Annotated in this window: 11 protein-coding genes; 4 read left to right on the top strand and 7 right to left on the bottom strand. The window is 66.7% G+C overall.

Annotated features, from left to right (window positions below; all coding sequences use genetic code 11):
• Positions 1-1277 precede the first annotated feature (1277 nt).
• Together VGB75_01385 and VGB75_01380 are read left to right on the top strand one after the other, a co-directional pair.
• Positions 1278-1700, top strand: a complete 423-nt coding sequence (locus VGB75_01385; GenBank protein ID HEY0165669.1) for a hypothetical protein — start codon at positions 1278-1280, stop codon at positions 1698-1700.
• 92 nt (positions 1701-1792) lie between these two features.
• Positions 1793-4381 (top strand): ParB N-terminal domain-containing protein, encoded by a 2589-nt coding sequence (locus tag VGB75_01380; protein HEY0165668.1) that lies wholly within the window; start codon positions 1793-1795, stop codon positions 4379-4381.
• A 311-nt stretch (positions 4382-4692) separates the two neighbouring features.
• Here VGB75_01380 and VGB75_01375 read toward each other — a convergent pair whose 3' ends face one another.
• The 6 genes from VGB75_01375 to VGB75_01350 all read right to left on the bottom strand — a co-directional run bounded on the left by VGB75_01375 (position 4693) and on the right by VGB75_01350 (position 7945).
• Positions 4693-5649 carry a nucleotidyl transferase AbiEii/AbiGii toxin family protein gene (locus VGB75_01375; GenBank protein ID HEY0165667.1) on the bottom strand — a complete coding sequence of 319 codons (957 nt, stop codon included), beginning with the start codon at positions 5647-5649 and terminating at the stop codon, positions 4693-4695.
• Positions 5639-6199, bottom strand: coding sequence for a type IV toxin-antitoxin system AbiEi family antitoxin domain-containing protein (locus tag VGB75_01370; protein ID HEY0165666.1), 561 nt, complete (start codon positions 6197-6199; stop codon positions 5639-5641). Before VGB75_01370 ends, VGB75_01375 begins: the two co-directional genes overlap by 11 nt.
• 132 nt (positions 6200-6331) lie before the next feature.
• Positions 6332-6607: a helix-turn-helix transcriptional regulator gene (locus VGB75_01365; protein HEY0165665.1), complete on the bottom strand. Its 276-nt coding sequence runs from the start codon at positions 6605-6607 to the stop codon at positions 6332-6334.
• 37 nt (positions 6608-6644) lie between these two features.
• Positions 6645-7088, bottom strand: coding sequence for a hypothetical protein (locus tag VGB75_01360; GenBank protein ID HEY0165664.1), 444 nt, complete (start codon positions 7086-7088; stop codon positions 6645-6647).
• 243 nt (positions 7089-7331) lie between these two features.
• Complete coding sequence (locus tag VGB75_01355; protein HEY0165663.1) at positions 7332-7475, bottom strand: hypothetical protein; 144 nt, start codon at positions 7473-7475, stop codon at positions 7332-7334.
• Positions 7476-7594: 119 nt separating this feature from the next.
• Positions 7595-7945, bottom strand: coding sequence for a hypothetical protein (locus VGB75_01350; GenBank protein ID HEY0165662.1), 351 nt, complete (start codon positions 7943-7945; stop codon positions 7595-7597).
• 43 nt (positions 7946-7988) lie between these two features.
• Between VGB75_01350 and VGB75_01345 the strand changes: the two genes are divergently transcribed.
• The gene (locus VGB75_01345) at positions 7989-8243 is read left to right on the top strand and encodes a hypothetical protein (protein ID HEY0165661.1); all 255 of its coding nucleotides are present in this window, start codon (positions 7989-7991) and stop codon (positions 8241-8243) included.
• Positions 8244-8540: 297 nt separating this feature from the next.
• Complete coding sequence (locus VGB75_01340; protein ID HEY0165660.1) at positions 8541-13901, top strand: RHS repeat-associated core domain-containing protein; 5361 nt, start codon at positions 8541-8543, stop codon at positions 13899-13901.
• A 460-nt stretch (positions 13902-14361) separates the two neighbouring features.
• On the opposite strand, the gene VGB75_01335 is transcribed toward VGB75_01340, so the two are convergent.
• Positions 14362-14997, bottom strand: coding sequence for a hypothetical protein (locus VGB75_01335; protein ID HEY0165659.1), 636 nt, complete (start codon positions 14995-14997; stop codon positions 14362-14364).
• Between the last annotated feature and the right edge of the window lie 4 nt (positions 14998-15001).

Here is a 15001-nt window from a genome sequence, read left to right as displayed (position 1 = left end):
GTGGTCGTTACCGAAAGCCGTCAGCGTAGAGGGACGCGGAAGTGCAGCAGGGGCACTGCCGGCTGTGGGAGCTCAGAATGAAGCAACCCTAACCAGGGAGATCTTGACCTCGTCATTGACGGCGCCGCCCTTCGAGGAACTTTCTCCCTCCGAGGTTCCATCATCCGGACCCGCGCCGGACGGAAAGGGTAGCTTCGCGGACTGGGTGCAGCGAAAGGATGAGCAACTGCGACGGATGGGCAAAGCTCTTCAAACGCTTATGCCTGCTCTTGAGGCCAACGACCGCGGGAACGCTAATGCCCAGAGCACCGGCACTCTGCCAGTAGCTCTGTCGAGTAGCTTTGAGTTGGCGAAGGTACCCAATAACAAGTACTACCTTCCTCTACGACTGACCACCACACTGACTCTGGGTCAATTGCCGTCAAGGCAGCAGTTAGACTTCGCCTCACCTTCTGTTGCACAAGAGTCTGAGCTCCTGTGGACTTCCGCCAGCGGCAGCGGACAGGTACCACCGGTTCGATGGACGTCGAGCGATGCTTCTAACCAGCAACGCAGTAACGACGCGCTTTTCTTCGCAGGGCTTCTCTTGAGCGTTCCGTTAGCGGCCATTCTCGCCGTCATTGACAGGCTGTTGGGCTAACCCGCCGACCGTTCTGCTCCGGTCGTCGACCGACGCTGGGATAGCAGACGGAACAGGTGCATGAAGGGCCGTCGGCGGGCGCGTATCAGCCGTCTGTCATGGCTGGCATACCTCGATAAACTCGGCTTTACCCCCTCAAACCTGCCGTCCTCACTCACCAGGAAGGGCGAATCTCGCAGCCGGAGTGAGCGGCTAGGGCTCCCGTTTTGCATGCCGGCGTCCTGGCTGACGCCCAGCATCGAGGGGGTGGAGTACGCGGCCACGCTTGTCCGCCCACCGTTGGATATCGGTAGTGCGGTACAGCTTGCCCGCAACTAGCTCCTGGACTGCCTCCGGCCAGTCCGGCTCCTTCTGGAGCTGTACGAGGCGCGACGGGCTGATGCCCAGAAGCTGAAGTAGCTCCGCGCGCATCACGAACTCCGGAAGTGTGCTCACCGCGCCGTCCTAGACATGCGCGCACTGTAGCAAGTCGCACTAAAGATAAAGACCTGCCTTCATTGCCCTGTTGCTTGCTACCTTTAGCATGCTACACCATAGCTATCAACAGGGGCGCTCGATCCCCTGCCCTACGAGCAGGAGGTAACCAACAAATGTCAGCCGCAATCACCGAGTGGCGCGCCATTGCGCGGGTGCCACGATGACCGACAGGACCGGCGAAGAAGTCGCCGCCGTACTGCAGTCGGTCGGAGCGCGCGCGGTCGAACCGCACCGGGTACTCCGCGGCCACGACTTCTTCCCGCCGCCGGACGAGCTGGCCCAGATCCCGGCCCTGTATGCCACCGACGGAGTACCGCTCGCCTGTAAAACGATCATGCTCCACTACTTCACCGCCGGCTGCGACTGGTGGATCTGCGAACTGGACCGCCGCAGCGGCACAGCGTTCGGCTACGCCTGCCTGGGTAACCCCGAAGGCGCCGACTGGGGATACGTCGACCTGTACGAGTTGTGCAGGCTGGCCATCCCCACGCTTTCCCCGGTGGTGGTGCAGCGCGATCTCGACTGGCGCCCAACCCCGGTCGCCGAATGCCGGCTGCCGGGTCACCTGACCGCAGTCGTTTAGCTCCCTGCAGTCGTAAGGGGTGCCCGGCCTACTGGAATTAGGCCGGGCACCCGCTCCAACAGAATCCCATACCCGAAAGGAACCCATCAGACATGCCCAGCCCCACGAAAACCGCACCCGCCCGCACCGCCACGCAACCGGACCCGACCAGCGCCGCGACGGCTGCGGCCGAGACCTTCGAAAGCCGCAGCGAACTCGTCCACCTGGACCCACGCGCCCTGCTGATAACGGGCAACATCCGTCGCAGAGGCGACCTGACGGAGGAGTTCGTCGCCTCTATTCGCGAGCACGGGGTCCTGGTGCCCATCGTCGCCCTGAGCACCAGCGAGGGGGCACAGGTCCGCTACGGCCAGCGCCGCACACTGGCCGCAATTGAGGCTTGCCGACCCACCGTGCCGGTCATGCTCCTCTCGGGCGAGATCGGCGAGGACTTGGACCGCATCGTCGAGCAGTGGCACGAAAACGAACACCGGACCGGCCTGTCGGTCTTCGATCAAGCCGCCGCCGAGCAGCTCGCCGCATTCGGCCTCAGCGCTGAGATGATCAGCAAGCGCCTCCGCACGCCCAAGCGGCGGATCGACCGAGCGCTGGAGGTCGCCAAGTCCGAGCTGGCGAGCCCCGATGACTTCGAGTTGGCTTACGAGCTGTTTCAGCGGATAGGGCCAGAAGCCGAAAGCATCGCATCGCTGTTCACAGGGATGAGTGTCGACTCCTGGGCAGCCCGAGCTTGGCGCAGGCAGCGTGACGCCGAGTCTACCGACGATTCGTGGGACGGCGCCGACGGCTTCGCGAGCGGAGCGCGCCAGCTACTGGCACGCATCGAATCCGGCAGCCCTGAGCTGTTCTGGCATCTGGCTTACCAGCTTCAGTTCGACCCGCGCACCGGCACGGGACACGACCCGACCTTCAACGACGACCTACTCACCTACCCCGGCATCTCGGTGCTTGGCCCGGACGGCCCGGACCGGCTTCGGGCAGCAGCACGGGCCTACCTCTCGCACGAAGACGACCAACGCACGGAATGGCTGGGCACCAGCCAGTACGACAAACGAGCGTGGGCTGGCTATCTCGCCCTGTGCATCGTCGACCGAGACACGGAAACCCCTTCGGTCGTCCCATGGGAACGCTGGGTCGGCGCGATCATCTGGTATCTCACCGAATCCGAATCCGCCGACAGACACACCCGCCTCGTCCGCGCTGCCGCGGACGCCGCACCCGACGCCTTCGCCGAAGCGTTCGCCCTGTTCGTAAAGAACACCCTCGAACGCGGCAGCATCCCTTACGGCATCGACACCATCGGCACCGTAATCCGGCCCGAACTCGGCCAACAACTCCTCGCCCTCCTGCGCTCGATCCGCGCGGCCATCGAACATCGATCCGACGCCGACATCGTCCTTCCCCAGCAGGACGCCGCCGAGAACCTGGCTGTTCAAGCCTGGCGCGACCTCGCATCGCTTCTCATCCACGCCGAGGTCGACGGGGGCGTCGACGAAGCTCGGGCTGCACTCACGTTCCAGCAAGGCAACGCGCCGACGCCGCTTGCGCTGGCGGCAGCGGCGGTGCTGATGAGCACCGAACCGTCATCTGCGTGGCCAACAATTCGTGACGCCGCGGGCACCGACCCCGTGACCGCTCGGCCAGTCGTGTACGCCATCGCTAACCACAACTACTACGGCGTCAACCTACCCGCACTCGATGACGACGATCTCGTCGCCTTCTACCTGTGGCTACGCGAACTCCTCCCCGAATCCGACGACATCAACGTCCAAGGCGTCCACGTGGTGGACGAGCACGAGGAGGCTCAACGGCTCCGAGGCCGCACCCTCGAAGCGGTCAGCCAGCGCGCCACAGCCAGGACTCTCGAACTGCTTCGCGAAGCAATCGCGACCGAGGACGCGATTGAACTGGTCAGCGCGGAACGCAGAGTCCGGAGCCAGCTTGCCGAGATCGGCTGGGCCGCACCCGAGGTTGCCGAACTCACCGAAGTCATCGACGACCCTTCGCGGCGCCTCGTACGCAGCGACAGTGAGCTGGCACGTCTCGTCGTCGAAACGCTCCACGACATCGCGAACCGTATCCCGACACACGGGGAACTCCTGTGGGACCGCGTACCCACCGCCGTCGCCACGGCCGCCAAGGACAAAGGCATACGGCTCCGTCACCCAGAGGCGGACCCACGCGACGACCTCTGGTCCCCAAAGACGGAAAGTGCGCTGGTCGGCTACCTGGCCAACCAGCTGGAACTACGCCTACACCGCAGAGTCGTGGTCAACCGAGAGGTGTTGATCAAGCCGACGAACGCCTACGGCGCCGGCGACCATCCCGACCTCCTCATTCAGGTCCGGCACCAGACCGCAGCCCCCTGCACCGTGCCCGTCGAGATCAAGGGGAACTGGAACGCCGGCGTCGCAGCCTCGATCACCACACAGCTCGCCGATCGATACCTCCCCGAAGCGAGCGCGAAAGCAGGCGTCTATGTCGTCGGCTGGTGGCCCCTCGATCAGTGGACCGTGAAAGGAAGCCGCCGGACTGCTGCAGCAGCGCGAACAGGCCCGGAGCTGATTTCCACGCTGACCGAGACGGCCGCCGACCTGTCCCGAAGCCGCGGCGTGTCCATCACGCCGATGCTGCTGTCCATCCCCCGGCCAGCAAAAGCAACACCAGCCGCCGATCGGACGTAAATGACCTCCGCCGGCCGCCGGACCCATCGATGGCAGCGGTCGGTCGGATGAGGACCGAGCTCGGCGAAGCCATCGCCCTTCAGCGCATCCACCAGCCCGGTGATGTTGCACGGGGTCACCCCGATCAGATCAGCCAGCTCCCGCTGGGTGATCAGGCCGCGTTGATGCAGCGCCCACAACACCGATGCCTGCGCCCGCGTCAGGCCCCGCGCGAGCATGCCGCGCTCCATGAGCTCCGAGGTCAGCACCGCCAGCGCGAACAGCCGCTTCAGAGCGCTGGCCACTCCGGCCACAGACGCTGACCAGCGTGGTTACCCGGCCGCGTCTATCAAGGCAATCCACCTGTTGAGTTCGCCGACCGCGTCCGCGAGCGACACCGTGACGCCACCTGCTGTCGCGGCTACCGAGTAGTCACGGGACCAGTGCTCATGGGCAATCGCAACGGGCGGCCACCTGCGTTCCGGGCGCCCAAGCTCACGGGCTTCCGCGGACCGTGACTCGAACAACGAGACGCAGGCCTGTCTTACTTCCGCAGCAGTGGGCGACTGTTCTGCATGTACCAGGTCGCGCAGCAGTAGCAGGTCGACGATGTCACGGGCCCGGTCGTTGCGCAGGTCAGGTGGATCGTGTGGGTCGGTTCCGGCGTGAATTTCTGTGCGATCTGGAACCGCATGGCGATTCCGACTAGGTGGTCCGGACTGGGCAGGCCGAAGTGGTGCAGGCCCGGGGCGGCGAGGATGTCTTGCTCCCCAGATGGCCCCTGCCTCGTCGGCTGCGATCTCGATCTGGATTCTTCGCCAGACTTGACCCTTGAGGGAGACGAGAACGTCGAACCGTCGCGGTTTGATGATCTTGCCGGGGGTATTGATGACCTCGATCGCGTCGCGGGTCAGTACGAGCGGGCCCCACGGCAGCCGTAGCGCGTCGTCGAGGGCGGCAAGGAACTCATCGATATCGCCTCGCACCATTCCGTCGATGTCTTTCGTCGGCCGGCCGCTCCAGGACAGGCGGTGTTGCAGGTAGGTGCCTCCTTTCAGGAGGAAGCGTGTCCGGCCCTCCTCGTCGATCGCGCGCTGAAGGGCGGCGACGACCACGGTCGAGGCGACCAGCCAGCCGAGCCGGCCTGTGTCGAGGCCGACCTGCGCCTGGGCTTGGTTCACCCAGGCGTTGAGGATGCTCTTAGAGGCCGGCTCCTTGCCGCGCTCACCCAATGAGGTGAGACGAGTTAATGGATCGGATCCTGCTGGGACGAGGTCATCAGCCGCCATCCCGCGCCTCCAGTTCCTGGGACAGGCCATCCGCAGCTGCCTGCGTGAGCAGGCCCCGGTCACGAGCGGTGGTCAGCGCTTGCCGCACAAGATAGCCAGGCACACCGCTGGTGATGCACTGCGCGATGGCGGTTGCCAGGGTCACCGTCGGGATCTGCTGCCACCACCCGATCTGCTCAGCGGCGAGGTCCTCGTGATGCACCACGTACAGCTCACCGCCACGGCGCCGGATCCGGCGGTCCCTCGGCAGCGTCACGTGGATGCGGTCAGGGTTGATGTCGCACACCTCGTAGGAGGCAAGGGCAGTGTCATGGCTGAGACACGCGCCCGCGGCGCCGGTCCACAGCACGGCCAACATGTACGGGTCATACTCGCCGGCCGGGAACTGCGGGAACCGGTACACACCATGCGCCACCCGGTCGAGCTGTCCCCGGGCGGCCAGCATCCGCACGGCATACCCATCGATAGCGAGGTCGTCAGCGTTCCGGAGCGTGACGTAGCCATACTGGTCGACTGCCACATCCCACAGCCGCTTCCGCGCTAGATCCACCTGGCCACCTCCGTCAAAACCATAACGCTTCCGTTATGGTTTTGGCCATCGACTCGCTCGCCGGTGTTACACATTCCCAAGACGGCAGGGATGCGAACGCCTCACCTGCCGTCGTGGTGGTGGTCGCCGGGGTCAATGCCACCAAGGCGTGCGGCAGGCCGCGCATAGCGGCCGTGGTTGTCGCAGTACCTCGGCGCCTAGCGGGGCGGCCGGGGTGCGCCCGTCGCACCAGAACCCGTAGAACAGCAAGATCAGCTCCTGCTGCGAACTGACGCCCAGCTTTCGGTACACCATGGACAACTGGTTGCGGACAGTGCTGGGCGACAGGTAGAGCTGCCGAGCGATCAGGGGCGCCCGGAGACCGGACAGCAGCAGCCGTACCACTTGCGCCTCACGGTCAGACAGCACGCACGCCTCAGCGTGCGTTTGGCCGGGCTGCACCGGGCTAGGAGTCAGCCAGTCCTTGACCGACGTGCCGGAGTGGTCGCCAGCCGTCCTCTACATCGGCCGTGTGGGCCAGGTACGCCGCGAGGTTGCGGATGCTGGCGGGGTGGACGGTGCACCGGAACGGCTCCCCACCGGTGTCCTTGGCCGGTTCGAATTCGATAGCAAACCGGGTCTGATCCGGCGCGTGCCCGAGCTGGCCGAACCGGAACGGGCGCACCAGGTAGGCCGAGAAGTAACCCGGCCGTCCGGCAACGTCCAGGGCGCCAAAGAAGCCGTCATAGCTGCGGCACTCGGTGTGGTGGTGGTTCGGTGACGGGTACCCGCCGTGGAACTGCGGATGGCTGGCCCGGTCAACGCACCAGTCCGCGCCGTAGTCGAATTGGTAGCTGTCTCCGTCCTCGCCGTCAGGGATAGGTCGCCACGGCTGGTCCGGTGTGGGCACCCACTCCGGGGTATCGCCGGGGCCCGACGAGCTGGAACGGTCGGAGCGGTTAGATTCGTTCATTGGGTCGTTGCCTATCTCGCGTAGGTAGCGATCAAGGCCCTGGTCGGTGCTCGCAACACCGGCCGGGGCCGCCTAATGGAATGGTTCTAGGCCCGTTAACCCGACAGGGCCACTCGGCTCCTTCCGCCGCGCCGTCAACATGGCGGGAAAGTAGGCCCTACGACAACTTCGGCCGGCGGATCACACCCCGCCGCTGGGTTCGTCAGCCCGCATAGCGCCGGTGCAGCGAAGCCACCACGGGGTGTGGTGCTCCAGGTTCGGGTGAACGAACTCGTCGCTGGCACCGCGGCCGGGTGGGGGTTGGGGGTTGGGTAGTTTCGTCATCGGGTCGTCTCCTGTGAACGCAGGGTTCGATCAAGGCCCGGTCCGGTGCTAGTAACACCTGGCCGGGCCGCCTCACGGGCGGCCTCCCTAACCTATTGAACGCGATGGGCCAGCTCGCGTTAGAACGGCAGAGGTCGTGGACAACCAGCTGTCTGTCCACAGGCGCACAGACGATCGGGCAAAGATGCGATTTCGTCTTCGGTTTTAGCTGCCCGCAAGTGCATGCTGCCTTGGTAACGCTGCAACTGCCGGCGGATGTGTAGCCGCTCGGACGCGAAGTCGACGTCGCACAAACGTCGCGCGCCGTTGGTGCCACGACGGCTCACTGGGGACTCCTCTGCTTTAGGGACTCCTCTCTGCTCTAGCGTCGCCACAAACTCGGTGAGCGCCGTAGGCGGTACTCGCCGGCTCCTGCCGACCGTGACCGTGCGCAGTTGATTGCGCTGCACCAGCCGGTAGAACAGGATCACCGATAGTCGCCTTCCGAGCGGTCCTCCAAGGCACACTGGTGGCATGCCATTCACTTTTGACGAGAGAGCCATGCTGAAGGCTGTCCGTGAGTCGGACGCATTCGACCAGCTGAAGGAAGACGCCAGCGCGCGGGTTGGAGCTTTGGTGCGGGAGGTCGAGTCGACGCACGCAGGCATGCCGGTCGCCGACGTCGATGCCGAACTGCGCCGGAGGTTTGAGGAGAGCGGCGTAACGCCGGAAGAGCCCGGCTTCACCGAGGTAGTGACCGCAATTGCCAGCGGCGAGCGAACTGGCTAGAAGTAGCAGTACCCGGGCCGTACCTGCTCGCAGGCAACCTGGCTAGCCGCAGCGCGGCTGCAGCCTGTCTCCGGAAGCAGGCAGCCTGCCCCCGCCGCGCGGTTCGTGGAAGCTCGCGGGTGGGAATCAGCTGTAGTCCCTGCGGTAGACGAAGTGCCTGTCGCGTGAGTCCAAAGCGATTGGTCCGAACTGTCTGCAAACCGTCTGTAACGGTGTTAAGTTGCTGTTCCTAACATTCTTGCCCAGAGCGCTGGTTGCCTGTGTGATTGGCCTGTCTTGACTGCGGGGGACCAGGGCTTGAAGCGTGGATCTGGCGTGCTGCGAGCAGTCGTGGTGCTGAGCTTGGTGGCTGGTCTGATGTCGGCGGTGCAGCTGGCGGTGTCGCCTCGGGTGAGTCCGGCCAGAGCTGCGGTCGCCACCGGAACTGCTGGGTTGTTCGTGCCGACTCAGGGTTCGGTCTTGGACACCCGGACCGGGATTGGCGGCGTCAGCGGGCCGGTGGCGGCCAACACCTGGTACCAGGTGCAGGTCGCCGGCCAGGCCGGGGTGCCCACCACCGGTGTCTCCTCCGTGCAGGTGTCGGTGACGGTGCTGACCCCGGCGGCGACCGGGTTGGTGAAGGTGGCGGCCAACGGCACAGCGGTGGTGCCTATAGCGGCGCTGACCTACACCGGCGGCGGCGGGTCGATCTCGGCCAGCTCCATTGTCGCGGTGGCCGCGGACGGCAAGATCCAGGTGCTGGCCCAGACCTCGGTGACGCTGCTGGTGCACATCCAGGGCTACTACACCGCCGGCAACGGAGCCCCGACACCCGGCGGCTACGTCCCGGTCAACCCGGCCCGGATGGTCGACACCCGGATCGGGACCGGGCTGCCGCAGGCCAAGCTGGCCACCGGCTCGACCACCGCCATCTCGGTCGGCGGCCTGCACAACGTGCCGTCCGACGCCTCGGCGGTGTTTCTGATGCTGACCACCATCTCGACCAGCGCCACCGCCGGCTACTTCTCCCCCTACCCGACCGGCGCGACCCGGCCGGCGAACGTGTCGCTGAACTACCTGGCCAACACCGCCACCATCCTGGGCGCGGCTGTGGACCTGGGCGCCGGCGGCCAGTTCAACCTCTGGATCGGCCCGGCTGGCACCGCGATCGACGTCATCGTCGACGTCGTCGGCTACTACACGGCCACCCCGGGCACGAAGGGCGCGTTCACCCCGGCCTCGGCTCGGGCCTATGACTCGCGGACCGCGCCGAGCACCCAGCTGGCGGCCAACAGCAGCCGGCGGGTGCAGGTCGGCGGGGTGGCGGGGGTGCCGTTACCGGGCAGTGGGATCAGCGCGCTGGCCATCAGCGCCCAGATTGCGCACTCGGGCACCCATGCTGGCTACCTAGCGCTGGGGCCGGGAGATCAGCGCTTTCCGGTGGCCGCCTCGGTCTACTTCTCAGCCGGCTCGAACGTCCGCAGCAGCCTGGCGATCGTGCCGAGCGCCGGCGACGGCACGGTGCTGCTGGTCAACTCCTCCGCCGATCCGGTGCACGTCATTCTCGACGTCGAGGGCTGGTACTCCGCGGTCGGCGCAGCCATTCCGGCCGGGCAGTCGCGCATCCAGGAGCGCCTGACGCTGCAGGCCGATCCGTTCGGCGGCGGCGCCTGGGTCACCTACCAGTACCGGGTCGGGGTCACCGGCGGCTGGTCCAACGTCCCGACGGCGGAGGTGACCGTTCCCGGCACTAACACCCATCCGGCCTGGCCGGTGCAGCGGAGCGGCAGCCCGGCGGTATTCGCGCCCTACACCTGGGACGTCGGGGCGACGCTGAATCACGGTGATCAGCTGGTGCAGGTGCAGGCCTGCTTCGGGTCCTCGGCCAGTGATCCGAACCCAGTGTGCTCGATGGCCTCGACGGTGCAGCTGGCCAGCCACGCTTTGGGCGACTCCTACGCTGTCGAGGCGGTCGGGCCGGGCAGCGTGTCGCTGCTGACCGGGGACTACCAGGTCAGCGCCGCGGACGTGTCGGTACCGACGTATCAGGGCTCGCTGTCGATCGGGCGCAGCCTGAGCACCCTCGCCCCGGCCGGCGAACGGGCTGACGCCACGGGGGTGTTCGGCCCTGGCTGGTCGGCGTCGCTACCCGGCACGGATGCCGGCGCGGCCGACCTCACGTTGGTCGATCACAGCAGTGACGGCTACCTCAGTCTCGAAGGCAGCGACGGCGATGTCAGCCTGTATCAGGCGACCAGCCCGACCGGCAGCTACCCCGTCAGCTATACCGGCGTCGATGACGCCGCCGCCGACGGCGCGGCGATAACCAAGCTCAGCGCGAGCGAGGTCCGTCTGCTGGACGCCGACGGCGCCACCACGGTATGGCTTCGCAACACCGCCGCGAACGCCTGGGGCGTCGACCGGGTGGTCGAGGCCAGCTCCGGCAGCTTGACCAGTTTCACCCGGGACGCTGGCGGCCGGGTAACCCGGATCCTCGGCGCGGTGCCTGCCGGGGTGAGCTGTGCCAGCCCGGACACCACACCGGGTTGTCGCAGCCTGACCCTGACCTACGGCACGGTTCCGGTTGACGGAGCGAGCGTTAGCCGGCTGCGGTCGGTGGTGTTCCACACCTTCGACCCGACGACTGCGGCGATGACCGCGGTGCCGGTCGCGGCCTATGACTACGACAGCGCCGGCTGGCTGGCCGGCGCCTATGACCCGAGGATCACCCCGAACCTGAAGACCGCTTACAGCTACGACGGAAACGGCCGGTTGGCCTCGCTCACCCCGCCCGGGCTCGCGCCCTGGACGATGGCTTATGACAGCAACGGCCGGCTGGCCACCGTCTCGCGCTATGACGCCACGCTGGCCCAGACTGCGACCAGCACCGTCGCCTACGGGGTGCCGTTCACGGGGCCGGGCGCGCCGATCGAGCTCGGCGTTACCGCCGCCGCGGCCTGGGGGCAGACTGCCAATGTGCCGGCCGTGGCCACGGCGGTGTTCGGGCCCAACCGGGTCCCGGCCGGCGCGCCTACCGCGGCTGACTGGCCCTACGCCACCCTGCACTACCTCGACGCCAACGGCCGTGAGACCAACACCGCCGCCTACGGTGCCGGGGCCTGGCAGTACGGCGCGACCAGCTACGACGCCAACGGCAACGTCGTCTCGAGCCTGACCCCGCGCAATCGCACGCATGCGCTGAACCCGGTCGCCAGCACCGACCCGGCCGTGACGGCGCTGACCAGTCCAGCGGCCCGGGCGGCGCTGTTGTCCAGCAGCCAGGTCTATGACCCGCTCAACCCCGAACGGATCACCGACAGCTACGGCCCGGCCCATCCGGTGGCGCTCACCGACGGCTCGACCATCGACGGGCGAAGCCACCAGCACGTCACCTACGACCAGGGCGCGCCGCTCGACGCCAGCGGCAACCCGGTGCCATTCGGGTTGCCGACCACCGTCACCTCCGCCGCCTGGGATCTGGCCACCGGCGCCGACCGGGACAGCGTCACCGTGAAAACCGGCTACTCCGCGGTCGCGGTCGGCGGCAGCAAGACCGGCTGGGACCTGGGCCAGGCCACCTCCACCACCGTCGGCGCCGGCGTCGGCGGCACCGACCTGGTCAGCAACACCCGCTACAACGACGCCGGCCAGACCGTGCAGTCCTGGCTGCCGGGCTCCACTGGTAACGACGCCCGCTCGACCAGCACCAGCTACTACACCGCCACCGGCGCCGGGCCCTGCGTCTCACCTGCCCTGGCAGGGCTGGCCTGCTCGACCGGCCCGACCGCACAACCGACTACCGGCAATCCGCTGCCGGTCACCACCACCAGCTACAACCGCTACGACCAGCCGCTCAGCGTCATCGGGACCGCCGGTGCCACCGTCCGTACTACCACGACCAGCTACGACGACGCTGGCCGCCCGACTGGTAACTCGATCACCGTCACACCCACCGTCGCCGGTGGCGCCGCCCTGCCAGCCGTGACGACGACCTACGACACCGGCACCGGTCTACCTCTCACCCAGGCGGCCGGCGGCAGGACCGTCAGCGCCGCCTACGACTCCCTCGGCCGGACCACCAGCTACACCGACTCCACCGGCAGCACCGCGATCACCAGCTATAACCTGTCCGGCCGGCCATCCACGGTCAACGACGGCAAGGGCGCCACCAGCTACACCTACGACTCGGCCACCGAGCACCGCGGCCTGATCACCGTCCAGGACGTCGGCGTCGGCTCCACGCCCGGCGTCTTCACTGCCGCCTACAACGCCGACGGCGCAGTGGCCTCGCAGACCTATCCCAACGGCCTGATCGCGACCAGCCGATTCGACAACGCTGGCATCGCCACCGCCCTGACCTACGCCAAAGCCGGCGCCACCTGGATGAGCTTCACCCAGACCAGCAACGCCCAGGGCGACACCGCCACCCAGACCTCGCCGATCTCAGCGCAAACCTTCAGCTACGACCCCGCTGGACGGCTCGCCAAGACCGAGGACACTGCGGCCGGTACCTGCACCACCCGCACCTACATGCTCGATAACGCCTCCAACCGGAAAAACCTTAAGTCCTACCCGGCCGGTCTCGGCGGCGGCTGCGTCACCACCACGACCCCGAGCACCACTACGACTTCCACGTTCGATGACGCCGACCGGATCACCAATCCCGGCTACGGCTACGACACCCTCGGCCGCACCAGTGCGGTTCCCGCCGGTGACGCTCTGGGCATCGGCAGCCACGCCGCCACCACCGGCGCGCTGGCGATCGGCTACTACGCCAACGACATGGTCGCCAGCCAGACCCAGAGCGGCCGCACCCTCGGCTTTGGCCTCGACCCGCTGCAAAACCGGATCACCGACACCACCGACACCGCCGGAACGACCAGCGTCAACCACTACGCCGACAACAGCGACTCACCCGCCTGGACCAGCACCGGCACCGGCTGGACCCGCAACCTGGTCGGCATCACCGGCGGCCTTGCCGCAACGGTCGACCACGCCGGCACCGTCACCCTGCAACTGGCCAACCTGCACGGCGACATCGTCGCCACCAGCACTGACGATCCCGCCGCGACCGGCCCGATCGGCTACGGCGAGGCCACCGAATACGGCGCACCCCGCGAGGCCGCCACCGCACCAGACAGCTACGGCTGGCTCGGTGCACAGAGCCGGTCCTCCGATGCACTTGGTGGCGTAACCCTGATGGGATCGCGCCTCTACAACGCTTCCACAGGGCGATTCCTGTCAGTTGACTCGGTGGCAGGCGGTAACGACAACGCCTACGTCTACGTCGCGAATCCAATCAACCAGTTCGACCTCAATGGTCAATGCAACTGGTGGAAATACTCTGCCCGCTGCGCGCGCGGACTCCTCGCGAACAAACTCGCATACACCGTAATGAGCGTTGGCCTTGGCGTGGTGACGCGGGCGCTTGCAATCGCCCTCCCAGGCTGGGGATGGCTGGTCGGGATCATCGCGGGCGCAATTGGGCAGGGCGCTTTGAACGCATTGCATCAATGGGCGCAGTCCGGTCGCGTCAATGCCTATCAGGTGATCATGGCAGCTGCAGCAGGTGCGTTCGCGTCATCGGGAGCCGCAACCTGGATGTCAGCGAGGGCGGCGGCCAGGTTCCAACGTGCCATCTTCAGCACGAGCATCTGGGTCTCCCGGATGATCCCCTAGGAATAAGGAAATTCAGACATGGGATGGTGGCTGCCAGATCCTGAACTTGAGGGTCAAGAGACGGTGCTGTGGAGGGCTACGGCGAATCGTGCGCAAGACGGTGGGAGGCGGCACATCGGGGGTGTGCTTATGCTGACTGAACGGCGACTGCTTTTCACGCCTGGGCGGTTCGACGCGGTAACCGGTGGCCAACCCTGGTGGGCGCCGAGGGGTGCGATCGTTGCGATTGACGAAGTGCCTCGTAGTGCGGGGTTCCACCTGGGGTCAGCCGCTGCCGGCAATCGTCGTCGTATGCGGCTATCGACTGCCTACGGGGGCCAAGAACTATTCACTGTCAACCAGGTCCGTCAGAAGGTGGCAGAGCTAAACTCACTGCTCGGTCTGCCTACCGCTTGACGGAACGGCCTCATCGGCAACTTCTCGCATCACGCTCACCATAAGCGCTCGTCTGACATTGCTGTCATCCGGGAACTAGGTCCGCGCTTGTAGAGGTTAGGACTACGCGACGCTGGGTGCGGACAGGCCGGGTGTGGTGTGCCAGTGCGACCATCGCGTCGCCGACCGTGTCTCGGGTTGCTTCGTGGGCAGCAACCGGTGATGGCAGCGGCCGGTCGAGTAGCCATGCCTGCCGGGCGGTTGGGGGTTCGATCGCGCCGGTCTGTTCGACGAGAACCGTTGTCCGGCGCAGGTAGGCAAGCTGCGGGCCAGCCGTGGGCTGCTCGCCGGCGCTGAGTACGGCGGCGACCTGCCTGGCGGTTTCAGTGACTGCCAGCGCGGCGGCCCACCGGCCAGCGTGGCTCCATTCCGGGCGCAGGATGCCGACGAGGTCGGCGGCGGCGCCGCAGAGCAGGCTGAGCGGTGCACCGCTGAAGGCAGCATCACCTGCCACGGCGACGCAGGCGTTTGCGAGTTCAGAGACGAACCGCTCGCGGTATCCGCCGACGTCTTGAGACAGGCCGTCATTGACTAGCAGCCGCAGTGCGCGGCCGAGGTGTCCGATCGCGCTTGCTGCGTCCGCGAGGCCGGCTGGGGTGCGGTCCGTCTTTGTGGCATGGAGGTTGGCGGCATCGAGCAGGTCATGGATCGAGGTGGCCACGAGG

This window comes from Jatrophihabitans sp. (assembly GCA_036399055.1).
GTDB lineage: Bacteria > Actinomycetota > Actinomycetes > Mycobacteriales > Jatrophihabitantaceae > Jatrophihabitans_A.
This window is presented reverse-complemented; position numbering and strand designations above follow the sequence as displayed.